This is a genomic window from Pseudomonas sp. ITEM 17296, from assembly GCF_028895205.1.
GTDB lineage: Bacteria > Pseudomonadota > Gammaproteobacteria > Pseudomonadales > Pseudomonadaceae > Aquipseudomonas > Aquipseudomonas kermanshahensis.
The window spans coordinates 1-24,856 of the sequence record NZ_WJRS01000035.1 but is presented as its reverse complement, the minus strand read 5'-3'; the positions used below and the strand labels follow the sequence as shown (position 1 = coordinate 24,856).

Below are 24,856 nucleotides of genomic sequence, written 5' to 3'. Positions count from 1 at the left end.
TTGTTGGAGTGCACCCGTTATCTGACGATGGTGTCGCTACACCTGCCGCTCGGCAATGGCCTAATTGCTCAATCGTGATGAGCGGTTTGGCCTGAGGCCTGTTCGCTCAGGGCCTTGCGCGTCGAGCGCAGGATCAGCCGGCGTTCAGCCTCAAGGTAGGCATGCTGGATCTGCATCCCACGTGCCTCATCAAGCGGGCTTTCTGCCTCCATTTGCTCATCGAACGGTTGCCTGATCTGGACGAATTCATCGTCATGGCGTGCCCGCAGGTATCTGACCCAGAAATCCCGATCACTGATGTAATTCACCAGTGCATCGGTACTTTCCGCCCAGCGCACTGAAGCCGCAGCATTGTCGAGCTGCTGCTGGTTGACGCCACCCAGTGCCTCGAACTGCATGGTTTTTGGCTGACCCGGCAGGTTCAACACACGTGCCAGGCCAATTCGGTAAGCCAAGCTGACCTCAATCTCATCCACGCTGTCACGGGCGCGCTGTGCCGCATCAGCCTCGGCCAACCCGGCGTTGCGCAACCTGTCCTCCTCCAGCGCCACGCGTCGCTCGATATCCAAACGTGCCTGGGCCTCGACTTGCTCCAGCCGGAACAGGCCTGAAGCCAGTTCAAGCAAGGCGCCTTGCTGCGCCGGAGCCCCTTCGGCGCGCATCGCCTGCGCCACCATGACGCCCACCTCCTGCGCACTGAAACACGAGATCACGCTGTCCACACAGCCACGTGAAGAGGCCGTTTCAAACAGCTCATCACGCAAAGCAGCGTCCTCGCTGGCCGCCGCGATCACCGTCCATACCCGGCGCGCCAGGTCCTGGGGTTCGCGCCGGAAGTCGCTGGTCAGGGTCAACGCCCTCAGCAAGCTGAAAAACTCAGAACTTTCATCAAGGGCCTGCAATGCATTCCACTGCAGCTCGCGGCCAGCCCTGGCGGGCTCATCCAATTGCTCCAGCCATTGCGCCCGGGCTTGCGCAAAGTTCTCGGCAGGCTCAGGCGGTAGGGCCGGCAATGGGTTGACGGCATGAAAACGTTCACGCTCGGCCAGTGCCAGCGGGTTGTTCTCCAGCAGTACCGCGCGACGACGCTGCAAGGGCATGGCGAACATGCTTTGCCGCACGTGGGCGATGTGGTTGTCACGCAGGTTGGCCGACTCCAGCTGTACACACCGCTCAAGCCCGACGGGTACGGTCTGCAGGTTGGTCCGCCGCACGTTCAGCACCCTGAGGTGTGCCAACTCACCCAATTGCAGGCTGACGCTACCCAAGCGGTTGAAACTCAGGTCCAGCGTATCCAGTTGCGACAACCCGCCCAGGCTGGTCACTACCGCCTCAGTCAGGCGGATCCGGTTATGCGACATTCGCAGGCTGCTCAGCAGGTTCAACTCGGCGATCTCCGCCGGTACCGTGGTCAGGGCATTGTTACTCAGGTTGAGCGAGCGCAACCCCGTGAAGCAGCTGAGAAAACCTGGCGGCAACGTTTGCAGGCGCAGGCCGATCAAGCCCAAGTCGTTGACATGACTGAACCGCGTACCGGCAGGTAATGCTGGCAAGCTGCCGACCTCACACCCGACCAGACTCAAGCGTCGATATTCCCGGCTCACGCTCTGGGCATTGATGCGCAACCCTTCTAAGCGCCAGCTGCGGCGCAACTGGGTGGCCACGTGATGACGGGCGCCACGCAAGTTGCCTCGCGGTACTTCCAGCATCCATGCATGCAGTGCCCGGTCCATTTCCATGTACTCCCTGTACAGGCCGATCATCGTGGCATAGGCACTCTCCGGCGACTCGAGCAATATCGACACATAACGGTCCACTTCCACCGCGCGGAAGGATGGGAACAAGTCCCCCACCGCACCGGCCAGATCCTCTCGGATCGAATCAGGTAGTTCTTCACGCCCGTTGAGCAGGTAACCCACTCGCCCATCGGCAAGCCGTCGCAAAGGGCTGCGTGAAGGTTTAATCTCGCGCAAGCCAAGCAGACCGGCCAATGCTTCACGCTCGCCAGGCAACCAGCTGCGCAGCGCCGTACGGATCTGTTCGGGCGCCTGGCTGCCGTCCCAGGTCAGCCGCGCAAGGTCACTACCGGCCAGGTGCCTGGCCAGTACATCGGCAATATCGACGGGGTCACCCTGGTCGACATCCAGCTCGCGCCCTTGTCCGTCATAGCACTTGAAACCGCCAGGACGCCTCACCAGCACCGTGGTGACATACTGTGAGCTCTTGTCAGGATGCAACCGCGCCAGCAGCCGACCGACATCGGAGCCTGCGCGCAATTCCAGGTCGACCGCCCCCGTCAGCCCTGCGTGCTTGCGTAACAGCGCGAACACCAGTTTGACCGTATCGGCGTGGTAGCTGCCCTTCAGGTACAGGCCTTCACGCACGCGCGTCAGTCGCGCCAGCTGCAAATGCTCACGGGCCCTTTCAGCGACGGGTAGTGGTATGCGGTCTTCCCTGAGCATCCACTGGCGCTCGGTGTCGGTTGCCGACTTGAGCACATCGAGCGCGTAGGCGTCAGGCAGGCCTTTGAAGTCCCTCTGGATCAACTGCAACAATGGGTCGGTTGCCAGGTATTGGCACGAGAAATGTTCCAGCAGCTGCTCCCGCAGTTCTGCAGCGTCATCCAACAGCTCCAGGCGTTGCTCCTCCAACGACATTGCCTCGATCCGCAAGCTGTCCATGCACCACTGCCACAGCGGGGCATCTGCGGGCTGGCCTTCGGCCAATTGCGTAAAGAACGCCTCGATTCGCGCCTCAACGGCAAACCGTTCGACCGTGTCACGCAACGCCACCGGTAACGGCCGCGCCTCCACCAACAGCCCGCGCAGGTGCTCCTGGTCGATATCGGCCACTTTGAGGATCTGCTCGATACGTTGCTCGCTCAGCGCTGTCGCCGGCGGCCAAAGGCGACTCAACAGCAGCCCCTCCCCTTGCCACGCCAGTGGTCGCTCGGTCGGCAAGCGCCAGCTGCGTTCGCCATTGAACTCCAGCACCGGACCGAAAGTTGCCTCACGTTGCGGGTGGCACAGCTGCCAGGCACTGCGCCCAGGCACCGGCCTGACCTGGTAGTAGGTATCGCCGTTGCGCCACCAGCGCCCCTCCCCCTTGGCGAGCAAGCCGTTGTCCAGGGCCAGCAGATCGGTGGGCGGCGCCTTGTCCTCGAAATGGCTGATATCCCCGTTCCACAGCCGCGGCGCTCCGCCATCGTTGAGGACCGGCAACAATTGATCGACCTGCGCGCTGCGGGTGAAGCCTAGGGCGACCACGGCTGTACCGCCAGCCAAGGCAGCGCCGACCGCCAGCGTTTCAGCGACGCCCAGCAGGTGCTCGATGGCTTCATGGCGATGCCCCTGATGCCAGTCCTCGACCCCCTCGCACACCTCCTTCAGCGTCTGGCCGATCATGTCGGCCGCCAGCACCTCACCGATCACAGGCACGAACAGGCCGGCCAGGTTGAGCAGGCCCATCCCTATCGCTTCCAGCGTTTTCAGGCGTTGGGCGCTGACCCGGGCATCGACCTGCGCGGTGGGCACCGCGATAAACCCCGCGTTGTCGCGAATCCGCTGCAACTGCTGGGCTGCCAATGTCGCGAACAACGCCTCATGGATCGCCTCGCAGTCGCACTGGGCATCGGTCTTTTTATCGGCCAGGCGTTTGCTCAAGGTGGTGAGGTACTCAGAGCGGTCGGCTAACGCGATGCGCTGGCTAAATGCCCGCTGATAGCCGGGCTCGCGCAAACGCCTGCCAAGGTCCAGGCTGGCCTCGCGCCAAGTGCCATAGGCACGCAGCGACTGTTCAGGGTCGTCTGGCAGATACACGATGACACCGGTCACGACGGAAGACCCAGAGCCGACCAAGGGGGCGACATCCCTGCACTCGAATGCCATAGCGCCCTCTACCCGACAGCCCAGCACGGTCAACGCACCTACATAGGCGCGGTTACTGCGGGCGTGCGTCGGTGGCTTGCCTTGCAAGATCCGCCGCAACATCGCCAGGTCATCGTCCGGTAGCTGCTCTTTCAACGCCGCGATTTCGATCGCCAAGGCCAGTTGCAAGCGCTTGTCTTCGGCAATCAGGGCCGTACAGTCGGCATCGAGCAGCGTGTCGAGGTGCTGCTGGTACTGTTTGCCAATATCCAGCACCCGGCAGGTCTCGACCAGTGTGTCAGCCGAGGTGGTCAACACCTCCTCCGCATCGCCCGTTACTGGATCGTGCGGGTACACCAGGCCAGTATCTGGATAGAACGAATCTCCTGCCCTGAAGTTCTGCATGAATCTTTGCAATGCCGGCTGGCGCAGGAAGTAGGATTCGAACTGCCTGGCAGGCGCCTCGTCAACTTTCTTGAAGCGCTCCTCTCGCCACTGCGCCTTGGCCAGCGTGATGTTCAGTGCCATGGCGACGCGCAATCGCTCTTGCAGCAACGCGGTGGCGAACGTATCGATCGGCTGCAGTTGGGCAAACGTCTGCTGAATCTTCTGTTGGCTCTGGATGTGCGCGTCAAAGCTGCTGCGCAGGGCCAGCAACTGATCGTGATCAGCGTTTTTCAGCCAATCAGGCAGCGTTTGCGCGATGAACGCATCGGTTGCCTGTTGGCGCGGGAGGTCTGGGGTCGGTTCGGTCATGGTGGTGATCACAGTGGTGGATGAGCCGCTAACTCTGCGGCTCACCACCCGCTGCCTGAACCCGGAAAACCGCCCCTGCAGGCACGTTCAAGGGCTGATGGCGCAGCTAATGTCAGCCCTGGCGGGCCAGGTTGGTCCTCAGCTCGAAGCGCGTCAGTGCCACGCTGTGACGGTGCAGGGCTGACTCGTGCTCGATTTCCAGGTTCTCCAGGGCCTGCGCACGCACTGGCGCAGGTGCGTCTGGCTGCTCGGCATGGAACCGGCGGACACGCTCGCCATGAGCACGCTCCAAGGCGAGAAAGTCTTCCGCGTGTTGGCTACGCAAGTAGCGCTGCCAGAACGCACGTTGGCTCAAATCTTCGGCGAACGTCTCGATATCGCCCACCCGTTCGATACGTTGCCTGGCATCGTCTATCGATGCCTCACTGACACCCAGCGCCTCGGCGTCACGCAACGTGTGGGGTTGGCCAGGCAGGTTCAGGGCCTCCCTCAGCCTGACACGAAAGAGCAAGTCGATGTCCCGGACATCGACATCCGCCAAGCCCATCAACGCGGGGTCATCCAGCCGGGCGATTTCCCGCTGCTCATTCACCTGTGCGGCCGTCTCCCGTGCAATCACTGCCAGGAAGTCCAAACGAAACAGGCTGAGCCCCAAGCCGATATGCTCGTTGATGCGCTCGAGCCGGTGGGCATTTGCCGCAGCACGTGCCTGCAAGCTATGCAGTTGCATCCGGCTGAACACATCCACTGCTCGTCTCTCGTCCGCGGGCGTATCGCCAGCCTGCTCGAATACGGCATCGCGCAGCGTGTCATCGCGGTGCATCTGCTCCAGCAGTGACCATACCTGCCCGGCGATATGCGGGCGTGCCTGCTCGTAATCCGAGGCATGCTCCAATTGCCCCAACAATTGAACGAAAGCGTCGCTGTTGCGATGCGTGGCCATTGCTGCCCATGCCAAGCCCCGCTCGGCCTGCAGTGACTCAGGCGAGGCCTGAAGCCACAGGCCGCGCACGTAGTCGGGGTCCACTGCGGCCTCCGGGACTTCCGGTATCACCTCTGGCGCGTAAAGTGCCATGACTTGGCGGTTGCTCAAGCGGTTGCGCTCCACCAGAAACACCTGCCGAAAGGCTTGCGGCATCTGCAGCGTTTCATCAGCCACCGCGCTGAGCTGGTTGTCACGCAGGTCGACCACTTGCAGGTTCTGGCACAGCTCGATGTACTGCGGCCAGATGCCGAGCCGGCAATGTCGCAGGTTCAAGTGCATCAGTTGCTGCAGCCGATTGAAGCGCAAGTGCAGCGCCCCCAGCGGGTTGTAGCTCAGGTCCAGCCGTGACAGTTCGGACAGCCCGGCAAGTGTCTCGACAGCCGATGCATTCAGGCGGATCAAATTGCGCGCCAGCCGCAGTGTGCGTAACTGGGGCAGGTAGCTGAGCCCGGGCGGAATACTCAACAACCGGTTACCACTGAGGTTCAGGTAGTTCACCTGGGTGAAGCTGTGCAGAAAGTCACTCGGCACACTACTGATGGCGGTGTCGTTAATGACCAGCGACGTCACGAAGCGAAATTGCACATGCCCCGGCAGTGCCGGCAGGCTGGCCTGTTCGCCGAAGCCCAGTGACAAGCGCTCCCCTTGTCCACGCCAGGCACGGAGCACCCGATCGGCGATCAACTGCCGACTGGCCCGCCTGCTGTTGCTGAACTCTGCGGATACCCAACGGTTGACCGCCCGATTCAATTGCTCATGGTCATCCTGCAAACCTGCCAGCCGTGCAAACGGCATGTCCTCGCCCTGCAGCAGGTGCTCCAGTTCCTGGCTCAGCTGGTTGTCGTCCAAGCCCGGGAAAAGCCGGCGCAAGCCGGTGAGCAAGGTTTGCCGCGGTGTCTGTACCACCGCACCACGGCCGCTGAGCAGATAGCCCACGCGACCATCGGCCAGGCGCTGGCCCGGGTTGAACCAGCGCTGTTGCGGCGTCCACCCAAGCAGTGCCACACAATCCTGGTGTGAGGCTGGCAACTGTGCTCGCAGCTTTTCTCGCAAGGCCAGGGCCGGGTCATTCCCTTCAAGGCCGAGTGCTTGCAATTGGGCGGGCGACAACGCCGCGACCAGGGCTTCGAAAACCGTGGCAGGCACCGGGTGGGGCTGTGGCAGGGCTTGCCCTTGCGCATCGTACAGCTGGAAATACCGATTGATGCGAACCAACTGAACACGCGCCGTTTCCTGGCCCTCTGGAACAAAACTGGCCACCAGTCGGCCCTGCGGTGTCGCCTCGCGCACCTCCAGCGCAACCCCGGCGGGCCACGCTGGCAGCTTGCGCAGCAAGGCGACGGCAAGCTCATCGGTTTCGCTGCAACTGGCACTGGCCAGGTAAAAACCTTCGATGGCCCGGGTCAGGCGTGCGGCGCGCAGCAGCGCTCGCGCTTTGCTGGCCAGTGGCAGTGGTAAGCGCTGCTCGCGACGGGCAATGGCATATTCGACTGCACTGCAGTCTTTCAATACCTCAGGAATGTAACCCTTCGGCAAGCCTGGGAACTCGCGCAACACCAGGCCGGCCACCGATGCGGCAGAGCGCGGGGCATAGGCCAAATGTTCGAACGCACGCCAACGCATGGCCGGCAGCTGTTGCAGCAGCCTGTCGCGCAGGCCGGCTTGGGGGCCTGCCACTTCACGCTGCGCGCTTAGCCAGGTCAGCAACTCTTCATCACGGGGCAGACGCGTTTCGTTGTTTAAATGGCGAGCGAAGGCCTCGATACGTGCGTCCGCAGCAAAACGGCGCAGTGTATCGGCGAGGGTGATGGGTGCCGGACGGTTCTCCACCAGCACACCGCGCAGCTCATCCTGGTCGATACCGGCCACCTTCAGGATCTGCTCGGCCCTCTCCCTGTCGACGGGCGAATCCTGTGGCCACAGGCAATCGAGCATGCGGGCGCTGTCGTCCCACGCCAGTGGCTGGTCGAGCTGCAAGCGCCAGCCGCGCTCGCCGTTATGCACCAGCGCCGGCCCATAAGCACTGTCGTCCAGCGGATGGCGCAAACACCAAGAACCGTTGGCCACAGGGCGATGCACTTCGTAATAACGGGCCTGCAACCGCATCCAGCGGCGCTTGCCCGCGCCATACAGGCCATCAGGCTGCAGGCTTCGGTCTTCAGGGGTTGTTTCATATGGGGCCAAGTCGTTGTTCCAGAGCCGCACCTGCTGCGTGCCCAGCGCGACGGGTTCGAGCTTGTCGACGAACACACTGCGCACCACCGCCACCCCGGCGACCGTGGCGCCGGTGAGCGCCACCACCTCGGCGACGCTGAGAAAATGCTGCAGCGCCTCATGCTGATGGCCCCGCGACCAATCCCTGACGCCCTCGAACACCTCAGACAAGGTCTGTACCACCAGTTGCCCCAACAGCAAGGCCCCCACGGCCGGCACGAACAACCCCGCCAGGTTAACCACGCCGGCACCCAGCGCTTTCCACATCTGCCGGCTGTGTTCGGCTGCAGCCTCGTCGACGTCGGCAGTAGGCACGAGCAGCAACCGGGCATCGGCTTTCGCTTGTAGCACTTGCAGCCGGGCTAGCGTAAGGAAGGCGTCCTCGACCATTTCACCCCGTGTCAGCGACAGGTCCGGCTGCGTGTCCTGCAAGCGCAAGCTGAGGGTCTGCATAAACCCAGGACGCTGCTTCAGGCTCACTTGCTGCGCCAACGCCTGTCGAAAGCCCGCTTGCTGCAACTCGACGGCAAGCTTCTGCTGCATCTCGGTCATCGAGCCATAGCGGCGCAAGGCGTAATGCGAATCGCCAGGCAGGTACAGCAGCACGCTCTGGCTGACGTTGGCGGGTGTACGCAGCTCTATCAACAAAGTATTGGAAAGTGTCTGCCCGAGCATCTCGAGCGTGCTGACACTGTGAGGTTTGGGCTGCCCATAGGTATTCGGGGAAAACGCCGCAATCTCGCGCAGGGCGGCATGCTCCCACGGGCTAAGGTGCCCTTTGAGCGCCGCAAGCTCAGTGGCCAGACTGAAGCCGCTGCGTTTATCTGCGCCAAGCAAGTTCTGGTTCTGTGGGTTGTAGACCTGGTCTAGTTCATCCTGGTAGCGCCTGCCTACGTCCAGTTGTCGATAGCGTTCGAGAAACGCATCATCGGCTTCCAGCAGCAGGGAAGTGCTCCCTTCAAAACCCAGGCCCTTGCTCAGTACAACATCAGCACTGGCTTGCAGGCCCTGCATCAGGCGGGCCAGAGCAGGTTCGTAGGTGTACTTGCGGGGGTAGACAAACCTATTCAAATTCGGCTGGGCTACGTTGACCACTTTGATCCAGGACAGATCAGCCAAGCGCACGTCGTGGGGCACGTTGTCCGGCAGCAACGTTTGAAAATGTGTTTCGGCAAATTGCCGCAGCGCAGGCAAGCCACCTATTGCCTCATGCAGTTGATCTTGGCTGTTCTTGTGCTCACTGAAACGGCTGCGTAGCGCATTGATCTGCGCCCGCGTGGCGCGCTTTAGCCAGTCGGGTAACTGGCCCTTGATGAAGTCATCCGTTGCAGTCGACAGCTTCGCTTGCACGGCAGGCGATTGCTGAGTGGCAGTTGGCGTGGGCATGGCGGTTCCAGTGGTAGGCGATGGGCCGTACATGCTTGTGCCTGCATGCCCTACCCATAAGCTGGAAACGCTTCAATCGCCTCGCGCTTCGCCAAGGCCTTCTGCCTGGATCAGCGCCCGGTAGTGCCCCGGATTGCAACCAAACCACTTGCGAAAAGCCTTGTAGAACGAACTGCTGTCGGCAAACCCCAGCCGCTCAGCGATTTCGCCCAGGGCCGGCTCCGTTTGCGCCAGCCAGGCGATGGCCAGCTCACGGCGGGCGCTGTCCTTGAGCCGCTGATAAGTCTGGCCCTCGTCGGCCAAGCGCCGCCGCAGGGTCGCGCCAGACAGGCACAAGCCGTGCGCAAGGCTTTCGGCATCCGGCCACTGCGCCGGGTCAAGAGCCAGCAGTTGGCCACGGATGCGCCGGGCCAGGCTGGCCGGGTCGCGGTACTTGACCAGGATGTTGCCCGGCGCCTCGGCCAGAAAACGCTGCAATTCCTGCGGCGTGCGCTTGAGCGGCAGGTCCAGGCAGTCGGCCGCAATGATGATGCGCGAGCGCGGGCGTTCAAACTGCAGGTTTTCCGAGAACATCACCCGGTAATCGTCACAGAACGGCGGCTCGGCGCAGCGCAGGTCGATGGCCAGGATCGGAATGCGTCGCCCCGCCAGCCAACAAGCGACGCCGTGCACGATCATCCAGAAGGTGAAATAGGTAAAGGCCCGGCGCGGTTGCTCACGCGGCTCGTTGATGACGATTTCGGCCAGGCTTTGCTGGCGCACCACGCTTGGCTGCAGGTCTTCGAGCATCAACGACAGAAAGCCCATGGCAATTTCTAGGCCAGCCCCGAGAGTAGGCTGCGCCATGGCCGCACGCGTCAGAAAGGCCAGGCTGCCCACCGGCAGCCCGCGCGGGTCCATGGCAAAAAACTCGTCGTTGCAGCGACGCGCCAGCAGCCGCCACAGCCGCGCATAGGCATCGGCAGAGACGCGTGCCTGTGGCAACTCGAGCTGCGCCGGGTCGATGCTGGCACGCTGCAGCACGCTGACATCGGGCTGCCCGGCCGGGCAGGTTTGCAACAGGGCTTCACGCACCAGTTGCATGGAGATGGTGTCTTTATCGCTCATCGGCCATCCAGGTGGGTCTATGCCGGCCATCTTAGGCCGGGGCAGGAAAAACGCCAGCGTTGCCTCACAGGGTGGCCGCCAAACCTAGAAACGCCTGGATCAACCGCAGTTCGCGGCGCCGCTCCAGGCAGCCAATCATGTGCTGGTTGACCAGGCCGTCACCCGCCAGCGGCCGCGCCACCACGCGCGGGTCATGGGCCACCTCGGTCGACGACACCACGCCAACCCCCAGTTCCGACGCCACTGCCTCGGTCACCGCTTCACGGCTGTCGAGCTCCAGCAGCACACGGGGCTGCACCCCGGCGGCGGCACAGGCTTTGTCGAACGTACGGCGGGTGGTCGAACTGGGCTCGCGCAGCACCATGATCTGCTGATTCAACGCGGTCAACGGCAAGTCGCCTTCACCGTCCGCCCACGCATGCCCCGCTGGCAGCAACGCGCACAGCCGCGACTCGCACAGGCTTTGCAGGTACAAGCCCTTGCGCGGTTCGATCTCCGTCAACACCGCGACATCGGCGTGCTCGGACAGCAGCGCGGCCAGGGTTTCCTGGGCATTGCCCAAGCGCAGGTTGACGGTGATGCCCGGGTAGCGCTCGCGCAATTGGGCGAGCATCGGCATCACCCGGTGCGGGCCGTCCGCCGCCACCTCCAGGCGGCCCGTCAGCAACTGCCGGTTGGCTTCGAGCATTGCCTGGGCTTCTTCGGCCAGGCCGAACATGGCCCGGGTGATGGCAGCCAGCCGCGAGCCCTCCTCGGTCAGCTCCACCCGCCGCGCCGTGCGCCTGAGCAGGGTGATCTGGTAGTGCTCTTCCAGCGCCTTGACGTGCCCAGTCACGGCCGGCTGGCTGATGAACAGCCGCGCGGCGGCACGGGTGAAGCTGCCCTCACGGGCGACGGCATCGAAAGCGCGGAGCTGGAACAGGTTCATGTTTATCGGCCTGACTTATGGCTGGCATAACAACAAACAATTTGATTGATAGCTTAGCCAATTGCAACCTAGCCCCCGTAGTTTCAGCGCCAGATTTTTCGGCTGACCACCCGCCGCTTGTGAGGAACCACGGAATGAGCAATGCACCCATCCTGCTGACCCCCGGCCCCCTGACCACGTCGCTGCGCACCCGCCAAGCCATGCTGGTGGACTGGGGCTCCTGGGACAACGCCTTCAACCAACTCACCGCCAGCGTCTGCGAGCAACTGCTGGCGATCCTCGACGGTAGCGTCAGCCACCACTGCGTCCCCCTGCAAGGCAGCGGCACCTTCGCCGTGGAAGCCGCCATCGGCACCTTGGTACCCCGCAATGGCAAGGTGCTGGTGCTGATCAACGGCGCCTATGGCCAACGCCTGGCGAAAATCTGCAAGGTGCTGGGCCGCACCTACAGCACCTTCGAAACCGCCGAAGACCAACCGACCACCGCCGCCGATGTCGACCGCCTGCTGGCCGCCGACCCAGCCATCACCCACGTGGCGTTGATCCACTGCGAAACCAGCACCGGCATTCTCAACCCGCTGGCCGAGATCGCCCAGGTGATCAAACGCCACGGCAAGCGCCTGATCATCGACGCCATGAGCTCGTTCGGCGCGCTGCCGATCGATGCCCGCGAGGTCCCCTTCGACGCACTGATCGCCGCCTCGGGCAAGTGCCTGGAAGGCGTGCCGGGGATGGGCTTCGTCTTCGCCGAAAAAACCGCCCTGGCCGCTGCCGAAGGCAACGCCCACTCGCTGGCCATGGACCTGCATGACCAGCACGCCTACATGGCCAAGACCGGCCAGTGGCGCTTCACCCCGCCCACCCATGTGGTCGCGGCGCTGCATGAAGCGCTGCAGCAGTACAACGAAGAAGGGGGCCTGCCTGCGCGCCACCAGCGCTACGCCGACAACTGCAAAACCCTGCTCGACGGCATGGCCGCCCTCGGCCTGCGCAGCTTCCTGCCGGCCGAGATCCAGGCGCCGATCATCGTCACCTTCCATGCCCCAAACGATGCCCGCTACCAGTTCAACGACTTCTACGAGCGGGTCAAGGCCAAGGGCTTCATCCTCTACCCCGGCAAGCTGACCCAGGTCGAGACCTTCCGCGTCGGCTGCATCGGCGTGGTCGGGCCGGATGGCATGCAAGCCGCAGTCAACGCCGTGGCCGAGGTGCTGCGGGAAATGGAAGTGCTGGACATTTGACCCTTTGCCCACCCCAATTCAGGAAATAGCGCACATGAACTACAGCAACCCTACCCAGCTGCAAGCCGCCATCCTCGACTGGGCCGGCACCGTGGTCGACTTCGGCTCGTTCGCCCCCACCCAGATCTTCGTCGAAGCCTTCGCCGAGTTCGACGTCCAGGTGTCCATCGAAGAAGCCCGAGGCCCGATGGGCATGGGCAAGTGGGACCACATCCGCACCCTGTGCAACGTGCCGGAAATCGCCGAACGCTACCGCAAGGTGTTCGGCCGCACCCCCACCGACGATGACGTCACGGCCATTTACAACCGCTTCATGCCGCTGCAGATCGAGAAGATCGCCGTGCACTCGGCGCTTATCCCGGGCGCCCTGGACACCCTCACCGGCCTGCGCCAGGACGGCCTGAAGATTGGCTCGTGCTCGGGCTACCCGAAGGTGGTGATGGACAAGGTGGTGGAACTGGCCGCCCAAAACGGCTATGTCGCCGACCATGTGGTGGCCACCGACGAAACCCCGAACGGCCGCCCCTGGCCGGCCCAGGCCCTGGCCAACGTGATTGCCCTGGGCATCGATGACGTGGCCGCCTGCGTGAAGGTCGATGACACCGTACCGGGCATCCTCGAAGGCCGCCGTGCCGGCATGTGGACGGTGGCACTGGTGTGCTCCGGCAACGCCCTGGGGCTGACCTGGGAAGGCTACCGGGCATTGAGTGCCGAGAAACTGGAGCGCGAGCGCACGCGCATTCACGCGCTGTTCGCCAGCTCCCGCCCGCACTACCTGATCGACACCATCAATGAGCTGCCCGAAGTGATTGCCGACATCAACCGGCGTCTGGCCAAGGGCGAGATGCCGCAGGCATCCTGACCGGGTAGGAGCAGCCTTGTGCTGCGAAGAGGCCAGTGACCACAGCGAAGATCGAGGGTGTGGTCACTGGCCTCTTCGCAGCACAAGGCTGCTCCTACACCGTTCGCATGCGGCCAAGGTATTGAGCCTACTGCGGCAACTGCACCTGCGGCTTGGTGGCGACAAAAATGGCCCAGCTCGACACGAACAACGCGGCGATCAAGGGCCCGATCACAAACCCGTTGAGCCCGAACACCGCCAACCCACCCAAGGTGGACACCAGAATCAGGTAATCCGGCATGCGCGTGTCCTTGCCCACCAGAATCGGGCGCAGCACGTTGTCCACCAGGCCGATCACCAGCACCCCGAACGCCGTGAGGATCACCCCCGGCAGAATCGCCCCGCTCAACAGGAAGTACGCCGCCACCGGCGCCCACACGATCCCCGCCCCCACCGCTGGCAGCAGCGACAGAAACGCCATCATCACCGCCCACACCAACGCACTGGGGATATCCAGCACCCAGAATATGAAGCCGCCAAGCGCGCCCTGGGTAATGGCAACCAACACGTTGCCCTTGACCGTTGCCCGCACCACGCGGTTGAACTTAAGTTGCAAGCGGCGCTTCTGGTGTTCGGGCAGCGGCACCGCAAGCCGCACGCGGCGCGCGACTTCCGCACCCTCGCGCAGGAAAAAGAACAGCAGGTACACCATGATGCCGAAGCTCACCAGAAACTCGAACGTGCCCTGCCCAAAGCTGTAGGCCTGGCTGGCCAACGCCTGGCTGCCTTGGGTGGCCCATTTGGTGATCTTCTCGCGCAGCCCTTCCAGGTTGCCGATGCCCAAGCTGTCCAGGCCGTGCTGCACGAACCCCGGCAGCATGTTCATGCCATGCTCGACGTAACCGGCAATGTCCAATTGCCCGCTCTCGATGCGCTGGTACAACGTCGCGCCCTCTTGCACCAACAAGGCACTGGTGATGATCACAGGCAATACAGCCACCACCAGGCAAATCAACAGCGTCGTGGCGGCGGCAAGGTTGCGCCGTCTGCCAAACCGTATCAGCAGGCTGCGCTGCAGCGGCGCGAACAGGATGCCGAGAATCACCGCCCAGAAGATCGCCCCGTAGTAAGGCAGCAAGATCCACACGAAGGCGATGGTCACCAGTGCCAGTAGCACGGCCAAGGCTCTGTTCTGCAAAGCGGTTTCGTTCATGAAGGATCCTCAAGTGTCCTGAACGTTAGTGCGCGGCGTAGGGGTAAAAGTGCCGTCGTGCCGTTGATTCAGGTCAATGCCGGCAAAACCGCCAAGCCATAGCATTCAGGCCTTTTGCCCCGGTGCGCACATGACCCCTCCCGCCAAGCCCGAACTGCTGGCCCCCGCTGGCACCCTCAAGACAATGCGCTACGCCTTCGCCTACGGCGCCGACGCCGTCTATGCCGGCCAACCACGCTACAGCCTGCGGGTGCGCAACAACGAATTCGACCACGCCAACCTGGCGTTGGGCATCCAGGAGGCTCATGCCCTGGGCAAGCGTTTCTACGTGGTGATCAACATCGCCCCGCACAATGCCAAGCTGAAAACCTTCCTCAAGGACCTCGCACCGGTGATCGCGATGGCGCCGGATGCGCTGATCATGTCCGACCCCGGCCTGATCATGCTGGTGCGCCAGCACTACCCGCAGATGCCGGTGCATTTGTCGGTGCAGGCCAACACCGTCAACTGGGCCAGCGTGCAGTTCTGGCAGCAGTTGGGGCTGAGCCGGGTGATCCTGTCGCGGGAGCTGTCGCTCGAAGAAATCGAAGACATCCGCCAACACGTGCCGGACATGGAACTGGAAGTGTTCGTCCACGGTGCCCTGTGCATGGCCTACTCCGGCCGCTGCCTGCTCTCGGGTTACCTCAACAAGCGCGACGCCAACCAAGGCACCTGCACCAATGCCTGCCGCTGGAAATACGACGCCACGCCGGCCAGCGAGGATGCCACCGGCGACATCGTGCGCGAAGTGCAACCGACCCTGGGGCTCGGTGCCCCTACCGATCAGGTCTTCCTGCTGCAGGAAAGCAACCGCCCGGACGAAGCGATGCCGGCGTTCGAGGACGAACACGGCACCTACATCATGAACGCCAAGGACCTGCGCGCCATCCAGCACGTCGAACGCCTGGCCAGCATGGGCGTGCACTCGCTGAAAATCGAAGGCCGCACCAAGTCGCACTTCTACTGCGCCCGCGCGGTGCAGTCCTACCGCCAGGCCATCGACGACGCCGTGGCAGGCCGGCCTTTCGACCGCGCCCTGATGGGCAACCTCGAATCCCTGGCGCAGCGCGGCTACACCGAAGGCTTCCTGCGCCGGCATGTGCACGATGAGTACCAGAACTACCAGCGTGGCAATTCGGTGTCTGACCGCCAGCAGTTCGTCGGCGAACTGACCGGCGCGCGTGTGGACGGCCTGGCCGAGGTCAAGGTCAAGAACCGCTTCGCCGTGGGCGACCACCTGGAGCTGATGACCCCGCGCGGCAACTACCATTTCGACCTGCACCGCCTGTGCGACCGCCAGCAGCAGGCCATCGAGGTAGCTCCGGGTGACGGCCATGTGGTGTACCTGCCGATTCCGGAGCAGGTCCCGCTGGAGTACGGCCTGCTGATGCGTGACCTGCGCCACGACGAGGCCGCCGCCTGACAACGCTGTAATGCGCAGCTCAGCTGGCTGACAGCCAGCAACGGCCAACATCAAGGCTCTCTCGCATGAGGCCACGCCATGTTGCGCAACCCCTCCCGCCGTACCTTCGTCAAAGGCCTGGGCGCCGCCACTACGCTGGCGGGCCTGGGGCTGTGGCGACCACTCGCCCAGGCCGCCAATGGCCGCGACCTGGCCGGCCAGCACTTCGAGCTGTTGGTCGGCCAGACCGCGGTCAACATCACCGGCCGCCCACGCACTGCCCTGACCGTCAACGACAGCCTGCCCGGCCCGCTGCTGCGCTGGCGCGAAGGTGACACCGTCAGCCTGCGCGTGCGTAACCGCCTCGCCCAGAGCACCTCGATCCATTGGCATGGCATCCTCCTGCCGGCCAACATGGACGGTGTGCCAGGCCTGAGCTTTGCCGGTATCGAGCCGGGCGGCGACTACCTCTACCACTTCACCCTGCGCCAAAGCGGCACCTACTGGTACCACAGCCATTCCGGGTTGCAGGAGCAGGCCGGGGTGTATGGGGCGATCGTTATCGAACCCCGCGAACCCGAGGCGCATCAGTACCAGCGTGACCATGTGCTGCTGTTCAGCGACTGGTCGGACCAGCCCCCTGAACAGCTATTGGCGACCCTGAAAAAACAGTCCGACGCCTTCAACTACCACAAACGTACGCTCGGCGATTTCATCGATGACGTGGCCGACCATGGCTGGAGCACCACCGTCGCCGAGCGCATGAGCTGGGCCCGCATGCGCATGAGCCCCACGGACCTGGCCGATGTCAGCGCAGCCACCTACACCTACTTGCTCAATGGCCAACCACCGGATGGCAACTTCACCTGCTTGTTTCAGCCGGGCGAAACCGTGCGCCTGCGGCTGATCAACGCCTCGGCCATGACCTATTTCGACTTCCGCATCCCCGGCCTGACACTGACCGTGATCGCCGCCGACGGCCTGCCGGTGACACCCGTGAGCGTGGACGAACTGCGCATCGCCGTGGCCGAAACCTACGACGTGCTGGTGACCGTCGGCGACCTGCCCGCCTACACGCTGTATGCCCAGAGCATGGACCGCAGTGGCTACGCGCGCGGCACCCTGGCCCGCGCCAACGGCCTGCAGGCGCCCGTGCCGCAACCCGACCCGCGCCCCGTACTGAGCATGGCCGACATGGGCCACGGCGCCATGGCAGGCATGGACCACAGCAACATGGCCGGCATGGACCACTCCAGCATGGCCGCCCTGCAGCAACACCCACCCAGCGAGACCGGCAACCCACTGGTAGACATGCAGACCATGGCCCCACGGCCCAACCTCGCCGACCCAGGCATCGGCCTGCGCGGCAACGGCAGGCGCGTGCTGACCTACGCCGACCTGCGCAGCCCTTACCCCGACCCGGATGGCCGCGAACCCTCACGCGACATCGAGCTGCACCTAACCGGCCACATGGAGCGCTTTGCCTGGTCATTCGACGGGGTCAAGTTCAGCGATGCCGCACCGTTGCGCCTGGCCTATGGCGAGCGGGTGCGCATCACCTTGGTCAACGACACCATGATGACCCACCCCCTCCACCTGCATGGCATGTGGAGCGACCTGGAAGACGAACAGGGGCGCTTTATGGTGCGCAAGCACACCGTCGACATCCCGCCTGGCAGCCGTCGCAGCTACCGAGTCACTGCCGACGCCCTCGGCCGCTGGGCCTACCACTGCCATTTGCTCTACCACATGGAGACCGGCATGTTCCGCGAGGTACGCGTCGATGAATGAGCTCAATAACCATCGCATCGTCACCAGTGTGGCCCTGGTGGCGCTGCTCGCCAGTGAACGCGCCATGGCCGCCGGCCTGCAGCACAGGGGCCACGGCGCCATGCCCATGGACCACAGCCAGATGAACCACGCAACGCCGCCTGCGCAACAGCCGCGTACGCCGCTGCCAGTGCTCAGTGACGCCGACCGTCGCGCAGCCTTCCCGCCGCTGCCAGGGCACCAGGTGCATGACCGGGCACTGAACGGGGCGGTGATCGTCGACCAGCTTGAATACCAGCACTTCGACAGCAGCGGCGCGTTGAACTGGAACGCCAGTGCCTGGGTCGGCGGCGACATCGACCGCCTGTGGCTGCGCAGCGAGGGCGAACGCGAGCAGGGCAAGACCCACAAGGCCGAACTGCAGGCGCTCTGGGGCCACGCCATCAGCCCTTGGTGGGAACTGGTCGGCGGCCTGCGCCAAGACTTCAAGCCCGCCAGCGGGCAGGCCTGGGGAGCCTTCGGTATCCAGGGCACGCCGCTGTATGGTGTTGAGCTGGAGGCCACTGCCTACGTCGGCGAGCGGCAACAGACCGCGCTGCGCCTGGAAGCCGCTTACGCTATGCTGCTGACCAACCGCTGGGTACTCGAACCCACCCTGGAAGCCAACGCTTTCGGCCGCGACGATGCACGCCGCGAGCAAGCCACGGGGTTGGCCGACAGCGAAATCGGCCTGCGCCTGCGCTATGAAATCAGCCGTGGTTTCGCGCCGTACGTCGGGGTCAGTTTCCATCGCTTGCACGGCAACCGCGCCGACCAGGCCCGCGAAGACGGCGAAGACACCGGCCAGACCCGCCTGGTGGCCGGTATCCGCCTGCGTTTCTAAAGGAGTGTTTCACCATGCTGCACAAACACCTGCTGACCCTCGGGCTGCTGGCTATCACTGGCCTGGCCCAGGCCGCCGAGGCCATCGATGTCTACCGCGACCCCAACTGCGGCTGCTGCAAGGCCTGGATCAGCCACCTGCGCGACAACGGCTTCACCGTCAACGACCACGTCGAACCGAACATGAGCGCAGTCAAGCAACGCCTGGGCGTGGCACCGCGCCTGGCGTCGTGCCATACCGGGGTGATCGACGGCAAGTTCGTCGAAGGCCATGTGCCGGCCGAACAGGTCCGCCTGCTGGCCAAACGCAACGACCTCAAGGGCCTGGCCGTCCCCGGCATGCCCATGGGCTCGCCGGGCATGGAAATGGGTGACCACAAAGACGCCTACCAGGTCATCGGTGTGACCCAGGATGGCCAGGACACCGTGGTCGCCAACTACTGATGCTCAGCGAGTGGGCGCTGTTCCTCAGCGCCTTCGGCGCCGCCACCCTGCTGCCGCTGCAATCGGAGGCCGTGCTGGTTGGTTTGCTGCTGCGCCAGCCCGACGCTTGGCCGACCTTGTTGCTGGTGGCCACCTTGGGCAATGTACTCGGTTCGGTGGTCAACTGGGTATTGGGCCGGGCCATCGAGCACCTGCGTGACAAGCGGTGGTTCCCGTTCAGCGCCCGCCAGCTCGAACGCGCGCAACACCGCTACCAGCGCTGGGGGCAGTGGTCGCTGCTGCTCAGCTGGATGCCAGTGATCGGCGACCCGCTGACCCTGATCGCGGGGATCATGCGTGAGCCCTTCTGGCGCTTTATGCTGCTGGTGACCCTGGCCAAGGCCGGCCGTTACGCCGTGGTGGCGATGATCACCCTGGGCTGGTTTCACGCCTGGTAACACCTTTGCCGCTTCAGGCGGTCAACTGACTGATACAGTCGCCTATTCCTACATGGCCCTACACGGAGTGCCCCCATGCTGCGCGCAACCGCCCTGGCCCTTGCCTGCCTTGTCGGCGGCCCGGCCCTTGCTGCCGAGTCGCCCACCTACGGCAAACAACTCGAAGGGTTCAGCTACCCTCACCCGCTCAAGCATTTCGACTTCAGCTCCCAGGGCCAAGCCCTGCAGATGGGCTACATGGACGTACCCGCCCAAGGCCAGGCCAATGGCCACAGCGTGGTGCTGATGCACGGCAAGAACTTCTGCGCCGCGACCTGGGAAACCACCATCAATGCCCTGAGCAAAGCCGGCTACCGGGTCATCGCCCCCGACCAGGTCGGCTTCTGCACCTCAAGCAAACCTGCGTATTACCAGTACAGCTTCCAGCAATTGGCGGACAACACCCACGCCTTGCTCGACCAGCTGGGCGTCAAGCAGGCCATTGTGCTTGGCCACTCCACCGGCGGCATGCTCGCGACCCGCTATGCGCTGATGTACCCGCAGCAAGTCGAACGCCTGGCGATGGTCAACCCGATTGGCCTGGAAGACTGGAAGGCCCTGGGCGTCCCCTACCGTACGGTGGACCAGTGGTATGCACGGGAGCTCAAGCTCGATGCCGCAGGGGTGCGTGAGTATGAGCGCAAGACCTATTACGCCGGGCGCTGGAAGCCGGAGTATGAGCGCTGGGTACAGATGCTGGTGGGCCTCAACCAAGGGCCGGGGCATGAAGCAGTGGCGTGGAACTCGGCGTTGATCTACGACATGATTTTCACCCAGCCGGTGTACCACGAGTTCAAGGACCTGAAGATGCCGACCCTGTTGCTGATCGGTGACCAGGACACCACGGCCATCGGCAGCGACATCGCGCCGCCAGAGGTCAAGGCACGCTTGGGCAAGTACCAGGTGCTGGGGCCACAAGTGGCCAAGCTGATCCCCCAGGGTGAACTGGTGACGTTCGAGGGTATGGGCCACGCGCCGCAGATCGAAGAGCCGGTGCGGTTCAACCGGACGCTGATCGAGTGGTTGGGGCGCTGAGGGGCTGGCCCCCAACCTACTGAGTGGGCGCAACTGCCTTGGGCAAAATCTAAACTTATGCGCGATCACTGTGGGGGCTTGCCCGCTCCCACAGGGGCTTAGCCGAAGCGTTGCAACTGCATCTCGCGTAAGCGGCTCAAGGTGCGTTGATACGGGAACGCCAAGTACCCTTGGGTATAAAGCGCGTCAAGCGGCACCTGCGCCTCCAGGTACAACGCCACCCGGCGGTCGTAGCATTCGTCGACCAGGGCAATGAACCGGCGCACCGCATCGTCCTTGGGCGACAGCGCCGGCAGCTCCCGGTCCCCTGCCGCGACCCGCGCCGCACCATCCTCGGTACCGCGGGCAATCTGCCCGGCCCGTTGCTCGCCACCTAACGCTGGCACGTCTTCCAGCAGAATTGACGGGAAACGGTCGCACAGGGCCATGAACTCCATCGCCGCCAAGGGCTGCTCGCAGAGGTCGGTGAAGCGGCACCAGATGGCCTGCTCGCTGCGCCGAATAACCTTTATCTGCCTTGAGCCAATGGCCAGCGGCTGCTCGCTGCCGGGGTCAGCCGGGCTGAGTTGGCGGAACACTTCACCCAGCACGCCGCGCTCGCCGGCCTTAGTGACCCAGTAACGCTGCCGCACAGCGCCCGGATGCAGGCGATGGTCCTGCTCGCCGGCCACCGACAACACCCGCATGTGCCGTTCAATGGCGGCAATCGCGGGCAAGAAGCGGTCACGGTTAAAGCCATCGCGGTAGAGTTGGTCGGGCGGTTGGTTAGAGGTGGCGACAATCACCACGCCCTGGTCGAACAACACCTGGAACAGGCGGCCGAGGATAATCGCGTCACCGATGTCATTGACGAACAACTCGTCGAAGCACAATACGCGAATCTCCCGGGCCAGTTCACGGGCCAGGGCCAGCAGCGGGTCGGCGGTGCCGTTGAGCTGAAACAACCGCTGGTGCACCCAGGCCATGAAATGGTGAAAGTGCTGGCGCCGGCTGGGGTGTTGCAGGCAACGGTGAAACTGGTCCATCAGCCAGGTCTTGCCCCGGCCGACAGGGCCCCAGAGGTAGACACCCTGGGTCAGGCGGCCCTGTTCGATCGCCTCGAAACAGGCCTGCAACGCGTCGACTGCGTGGGCCTGGGCGGGGTCATGGACATAGCCGTGGTCGGTCAGGGCTTGTTGGTAGAGGGTCTGCGGTTGGGCGGTCATGCCGCATTATCGGTACTGGCCCCATCGTCAGCAAGCCAACGCCGCTCCTGTGTGGGAGCAACCTTGTGCTGCGAAGAGGCCAGTGCAGGCCACAACTACCTAAAGTGTCACCACCGGCCTCTTCGCAGCGCAAGGCTGCTCCTACACGAACCGTGCATGGCAGAAGCCAGCGCTTCAGCCCTCGCCCAACCCCACTTTCAACAGTGCCCCGTCCTTGTCATCGGTCAACACGTACAGATACCCATCCGGGCCTACCCGCACATCACGGATACGCGCCTTGAGGTCCCCCAGCAAACGCTCTTCGTGCACCACCTTGTCGCCCTCGAGCTGCAGACGGATCAATTGCTGAGTAGCCAGCGCCCCAATGAACAGGTTGTGGTCCCACGCTTTGAACGTCGGGCTGTCGTAGAACGCCATGCCGCTGATGCCAGGTGACTTTTCCCAGACATGGTGCGGGTCGACCATGCCATCGACGTGCTTGCCCTTGGCCTCCGGGATCGGCAGCAGCGAGTAATTGATGCCGTGGGTGGCAACCGGCCAGCCGTAGTTCTTGCCGGGCTGGGGAATGTTGATTTCGTCGCCGCCCCGCGGGCCGTGTTCGTGAGTCCAGAGCTTGCCAGTCCATGGGTTGAGTGCTGCGCCCTGCTGATTGCGATGGCCGAACGACCAGATCTCGGAGCGCACGTTGTCTTTGCCGACGAAGGGGTTGTCTTTGGGCACTTCGCCGTCAGGCAAGATCCGCACGACCTTGCCTTGCAGCTTGTCGAGGTCCTGGGCAGTCGGCCGCTGGTTGTTTTCGCCCAGGGCAATGAACAGGTAACCGTCTCGGTCGAACACCAGCCGCGAACCGAAATGGTTGCCCACCGAGAGCTTGGGCTGCTGGCGGAAGATCACCGTGAAGTTTTCTAGCCGTGCGCGGTCTTCGGACAGCTGACCGCGGCCGACCGCCGTCCCTGCCTTGCCATCATTGCCCGCTTCGGCATAGGACAGGTAAACGGTGCGGTCCTTGCCGAACTCCGGCGACAACACCACGTCCAGCAACCCGCCCTGCCCTTCGGCCCAGACCTGAGGCACGCCACTGATGGGCGGGCCGACCTTGCCTTCGGCGTTGACTACCCGCAGGTTGCCGGGGCGCTCGGTCACCAGCATGTCCTTGCCGCCCGGCAAGAAAGCCAATGCCCAAGGGTTGCGCAGGCCATCGGCGACGGTGCTGACGGTCACTGGCCCTTCTTCGCTGGGGAACTGCTGCTCGGAAGCCGCGTGCGCCAACAGGGGCAGCAGCGCGGCAGCGGTCAAGGTGGTCAGCCAGGTAGCTCGGGTCATGCAGAATTCCTTTCGACGGGGCTTACGGCGCGCGTGGGTTATCGCGCGGCGGCCGGGTGGGTTCCAGATTGGGCGCTTGCTGTTGGCGGCGCAGGTTGTCGCCGTTGCCAATGCCGCGGTTGTCCAGCGAGGGCGTGCGCTGGTAGGGGTCGGTGGACGGGCCACGCACGGGCGGTGTGGCCGGCATACTGCCCTGGCGGCTATTGGGGTTGGCGCGCTGGATCGGGCTGTTGTAGGGGTTGTTGCTGGCCGCGAGTTGCAAGGGCGCAACCGGCGCTGCGCGCGCGGGCAGGCACAACGCCAGGCCGATGGCCAGGATTGGCAGTGCTAGGTTCATGCTTCACCTCCTGTACGAAATGCCGCGCCTTGTGCGTTGGATAGCCTAAGGCGCGAGGGGTTCGCGGCAAAAGTGTGAAAGCGGCTGGAGATAATTCCTGATGTTTCAGTATGGACCCCAAGGGGCTGCAGCGCAGCCCCGCCGGGCTCATTGGCCGCTGCGGAAGGCCATCCACAGGCGGTTACGATGGCGCAAGTCGGACAGCGCCATGCTGCGGTCGGCGTACAACCGTTGACGCACCTGGGCTGGCGGGTAGATGTCCGGGTCGTTGCGCACGGCAGCGTCGACCAAGGGGGTGGCCGCTTGGTTGGCATTGGCGAAGAACAGCGTGTTGGTCAGCGCGGCGATGGAGTCCGGCTTGAGCATGAAGGCGATGAACGCGCGGGCTGCCTCCGGGTGTGGCGCGTCCTTGGGGATGACCAGGTTGTCCTGCCAGACCAAGGTGCCTTCCTGGGGGATGCGGTAGATCAGCTCGAACGGTTTGCCAGCACGGCGTGCCTGGTCGGCGGCCATCGCCGCATCACCGTTGTAGGTGAGCGCCAGGCACACGCTGCCATTGGCCAGGTCGCTGATCTGCCGGCCGTTGGCAACATAGCGCACAGAGGGCTGCAGCTGGTTCAGCAGTGCCTGCGCGGCGTCCAAGTCGGCCTTGTTCTGGCTGTAAGGGTCCTTGCCCAGGTAGTTCAAGGTCAGGCCGATCACTTCCTGCGGCGAGTCGGGCATGGCGATGCCGCAATCCTTCAGGCGGCTGGCGTACTCCGGTTTGAACAACAGGTCGAGGCTGTCCAGCGGCACATCGCCCAGGCGCTGGCGCACGGCCTCGACATTCACCCCCAGGCCCAGCGTGCCCCAGGTGTAAGGCACCGCGTAGCGGTTGCCGGGGTCGGCCTCCGCCAGTTTGGCCAGCAAGTCCTTGTCGAGGTTGGCATAGCCGGGCATGGCCTGGGCATCGAGCGGCTGCAGGGCCTTGGCCTTGAGCGCCCGGGCCAGCACGGTGGATGACGGCACCACCACGTCATAGCCGCTGCCACCGGTCAGCAGCTTGGTCTCCAGCACCTCGGTGGTGTCAAAGGTGTCGTAGCGTACCTTGTAGCCCGTTTCGCGCTCGAAGCGCTGGAGGGTTTGCGGGGCGACATAGTCGGCCCAGCTGTAGAGGTTGACGACCTTCTCCTGGGCTTGCAGCGGCAGGGCCAGGCACAGGGACAGCAGGCACAGCGATCGACGCATGACGGACACCTCGGCAAAGGGAGCTGTCCGTCACTGTAGTCCACACCACTCGCACCCTGCTCGATTCGGGTAGGAGCAGCCTTGTGCTGCGAAGAGGCCAGTGACAACAGCATAGATTTCCGCTGTTTGCACCGGCCTCTTCGCAGCACGAGGCTGCTCCTACCTGAATCCCCACC

17 protein-coding genes are annotated in these 24,856 nt (G+C 63.9%); 8 read left to right on the top strand and 9 right to left on the bottom strand.

Annotation, left to right across the window (positions count from 1 at the left end; genetic code table 11):
* Window positions 1-68 precede the first annotated feature (68 nt).
* The 4 genes from GIB19_RS25445 to GIB19_RS25430 all read right to left on the bottom strand — a co-directional run bounded on the left by GIB19_RS25445 (window position 69) and on the right by GIB19_RS25430 (window position 11,242).
* Entirely contained in the window at window positions 69-4,667 is a 4,599-nt protein-coding gene (locus GIB19_RS25445; RefSeq protein ID WP_274888492.1) for an NEL-type E3 ubiquitin ligase domain-containing protein, read from the bottom strand.
* Between the two features lie 67 nt (window positions 4,668-4,734).
* Window positions 4,735-9,207, bottom strand: coding sequence for an NEL-type E3 ubiquitin ligase domain-containing protein (locus GIB19_RS25440; RefSeq protein WP_274888491.1), 4,473 nt, complete (start codon window positions 9,205-9,207; stop codon window positions 4,735-4,737).
* 72 nt (window positions 9,208-9,279) lie between these two features.
* Complete coding sequence (locus GIB19_RS25435; RefSeq protein ID WP_274888490.1) at window positions 9,280-10,314, bottom strand: AraC family transcriptional regulator; 1,035 nt, start codon at window positions 10,312-10,314, stop codon at window positions 9,280-9,282.
* Between the two features lie 64 nt (window positions 10,315-10,378).
* Window positions 10,379-11,242, bottom strand: a complete 864-nt coding sequence (locus GIB19_RS25430) for a LysR substrate-binding domain-containing protein (protein WP_274888489.1) — start codon at window positions 11,240-11,242, stop codon at window positions 10,379-10,381.
* Window positions 11,243-11,376: 134 nt separating this feature from the next.
* Here GIB19_RS25430 and GIB19_RS25425 point away from each other — a divergent pair, with 134 nt between their 5' ends.
* Window positions 11,377-12,483 (top strand): 2-aminoethylphosphonate--pyruvate transaminase, encoded by a 1,107-nt coding sequence (locus tag GIB19_RS25425; RefSeq protein ID WP_274888488.1) that lies wholly within the window; start codon window positions 11,377-11,379, stop codon window positions 12,481-12,483.
* Between the two features lie 34 nt (window positions 12,484-12,517).
* Window positions 12,518-13,345: a phosphonoacetaldehyde hydrolase gene (phnX, locus tag GIB19_RS25420; RefSeq protein ID WP_027596561.1), complete on the top strand. Its 828-nt coding sequence runs from the start codon at window positions 12,518-12,520 to the stop codon at window positions 13,343-13,345.
* A gap of 127 nt (window positions 13,346-13,472) precedes the next feature.
* Here the strand turns inward: phnX and GIB19_RS25415 are convergent, their stop codons facing one another.
* Entirely contained in the window at window positions 13,473-14,537 is a 1,065-nt protein-coding gene (locus tag GIB19_RS25415) for an AI-2E family transporter (RefSeq protein ID WP_027596563.1), read from the bottom strand.
* A 130-nt stretch (window positions 14,538-14,667) separates the two neighbouring features.
* Between GIB19_RS25415 and trhP the strand changes: the two genes are divergently transcribed.
* The 6 genes from trhP to GIB19_RS25385 all read left to right on the top strand — a co-directional run bounded on the left by trhP (window position 14,668) and on the right by GIB19_RS25385 (window position 20,588).
* Window positions 14,668-16,002 (top strand): prephenate-dependent tRNA uridine(34) hydroxylase TrhP, encoded by a 1,335-nt coding sequence (gene trhP / locus GIB19_RS25410; RefSeq protein WP_274888486.1) that lies wholly within the window; start codon window positions 14,668-14,670, stop codon window positions 16,000-16,002.
* Between the two features lie 78 nt (window positions 16,003-16,080).
* Window positions 16,081-17,772 carry a copper resistance system multicopper oxidase gene (locus GIB19_RS25405; protein WP_274888485.1) on the top strand — a complete coding sequence of 564 codons (1,692 nt, stop codon included), beginning with the start codon at window positions 16,081-16,083 and terminating at the stop codon, window positions 17,770-17,772.
* The gene (locus GIB19_RS25400) at window positions 17,765-18,634 is read left to right on the top strand and encodes a copper resistance protein B (RefSeq protein ID WP_274888484.1); all 870 of its coding nucleotides are present in this window, start codon (window positions 17,765-17,767) and stop codon (window positions 18,632-18,634) included. The genes GIB19_RS25405 and GIB19_RS25400 overlap by 8 nt, the downstream gene beginning before the upstream one ends.
* Before the next feature lie 14 nt (window positions 18,635-18,648).
* The gene (locus GIB19_RS25395; RefSeq protein WP_027596567.1) at window positions 18,649-19,077 is read left to right on the top strand and encodes a DUF411 domain-containing protein; all 429 of its coding nucleotides are present in this window, start codon (window positions 18,649-18,651) and stop codon (window positions 19,075-19,077) included.
* Window positions 19,077-19,514, top strand: a complete 438-nt coding sequence (locus tag GIB19_RS25390; protein ID WP_027596568.1) for a YqaA family protein — start codon at window positions 19,077-19,079, stop codon at window positions 19,512-19,514. Before GIB19_RS25395 ends, GIB19_RS25390 begins: the two co-directional genes overlap by 1 nt.
* A gap of 75 nt (window positions 19,515-19,589) precedes the next feature.
* Window positions 19,590-20,588 (top strand): alpha/beta fold hydrolase, encoded by a 999-nt coding sequence (locus GIB19_RS25385; protein WP_099429987.1) that lies wholly within the window; start codon window positions 19,590-19,592, stop codon window positions 20,586-20,588.
* Between the two features lie 98 nt (window positions 20,589-20,686).
* On the opposite strand, the gene zapE is transcribed toward GIB19_RS25385, so the two are convergent.
* The 4 genes from zapE to GIB19_RS25365 form a co-directional block, all read right to left on the bottom strand.
* Window positions 20,687-21,793, bottom strand: a complete 1,107-nt coding sequence (gene zapE, locus GIB19_RS25380; RefSeq protein ID WP_274888481.1) for a cell division protein ZapE — start codon at window positions 21,791-21,793, stop codon at window positions 20,687-20,689.
* A 174-nt stretch (window positions 21,794-21,967) separates the two neighbouring features.
* Window positions 21,968-23,116, bottom strand: coding sequence for a PQQ-dependent sugar dehydrogenase (locus tag GIB19_RS25375; protein ID WP_099429988.1), 1,149 nt, complete (start codon window positions 23,114-23,116; stop codon window positions 21,968-21,970).
* A gap of 22 nt (window positions 23,117-23,138) precedes the next feature.
* Window positions 23,139-23,453, bottom strand: coding sequence for a hypothetical protein (locus tag GIB19_RS25370; RefSeq protein ID WP_238216262.1), 315 nt, complete (start codon window positions 23,451-23,453; stop codon window positions 23,139-23,141).
* A 147-nt stretch (window positions 23,454-23,600) separates the two neighbouring features.
* The gene (locus GIB19_RS25365; protein WP_274888479.1) at window positions 23,601-24,680 is read right to left on the bottom strand and encodes an extracellular solute-binding protein; all 1,080 of its coding nucleotides are present in this window, start codon (window positions 24,678-24,680) and stop codon (window positions 23,601-23,603) included.
* Between the last annotated feature and the right edge of the window lie 176 nt (window positions 24,681-24,856).

Bases quoted from the DNA above. Each gene is read 5' to 3' on its own strand.
- GIB19_RS25425 (WP_274888488.1), top strand. From the start codon at position 11,377: ATGAGCAATGCACCCATCCTGCTGACCCCCGGCCCCCTGACCACGTCG.
- GIB19_RS25440 (WP_274888491.1), bottom strand. From the start codon at position 9,207: ATGCCCACGCCAACTGCCACTCAGCAATCGCCTGCCGTGCAAGCGAAG.
- trhP (WP_274888486.1), top strand. From the start codon at position 14,668: ATGACCCCTCCCGCCAAGCCCGAACTGCTGGCCCCCGCTGGCACCCTC.
- GIB19_RS25375 (WP_099429988.1), bottom strand. From the start codon at position 23,116: ATGACCCGAGCTACCTGGCTGACCACCTTGACCGCTGCCGCGCTGCTG.
- zapE (WP_274888481.1), bottom strand. From the start codon at position 21,793: ATGACCGCCCAACCGCAGACCCTCTACCAACAAGCCCTGACCGACCAC.
- GIB19_RS25365 (WP_274888479.1), bottom strand. From the start codon at position 24,680: ATGCGTCGATCGCTGTGCCTGCTGTCCCTGTGCCTGGCCCTGCCGCTG.
- GIB19_RS25405 (WP_274888485.1), top strand. From the start codon at position 16,081: ATGTTGCGCAACCCCTCCCGCCGTACCTTCGTCAAAGGCCTGGGCGCC.
- GIB19_RS25400 (WP_274888484.1), top strand. From the start codon at position 17,765: ATGAATGAGCTCAATAACCATCGCATCGTCACCAGTGTGGCCCTGGTG.
- GIB19_RS25415 (WP_027596563.1), bottom strand. From the start codon at position 14,537: ATGAACGAAACCGCTTTGCAGAACAGAGCCTTGGCCGTGCTACTGGCA.
- GIB19_RS25395 (WP_027596567.1), top strand. From the start codon at position 18,649: ATGCTGCACAAACACCTGCTGACCCTCGGGCTGCTGGCTATCACTGGC.
- phnX (WP_027596561.1), top strand. From the start codon at position 12,518: ATGAACTACAGCAACCCTACCCAGCTGCAAGCCGCCATCCTCGACTGG.
- GIB19_RS25370 (WP_238216262.1), bottom strand. From the start codon at position 23,453: ATGAACCTAGCACTGCCAATCCTGGCCATCGGCCTGGCGTTGTGCCTG.
- GIB19_RS25435 (WP_274888490.1), bottom strand. From the start codon at position 10,314: ATGAGCGATAAAGACACCATCTCCATGCAACTGGTGCGTGAAGCCCTG.
- GIB19_RS25390 (WP_027596568.1), top strand. From the start codon at position 19,077: ATGCTCAGCGAGTGGGCGCTGTTCCTCAGCGCCTTCGGCGCCGCCACC.
- GIB19_RS25385 (WP_099429987.1), top strand. From the start codon at position 19,590: ATGCTGCGCGCAACCGCCCTGGCCCTTGCCTGCCTTGTCGGCGGCCCG.
- GIB19_RS25430 (WP_274888489.1), bottom strand. From the start codon at position 11,242: ATGAACCTGTTCCAGCTCCGCGCTTTCGATGCCGTCGCCCGTGAGGGC.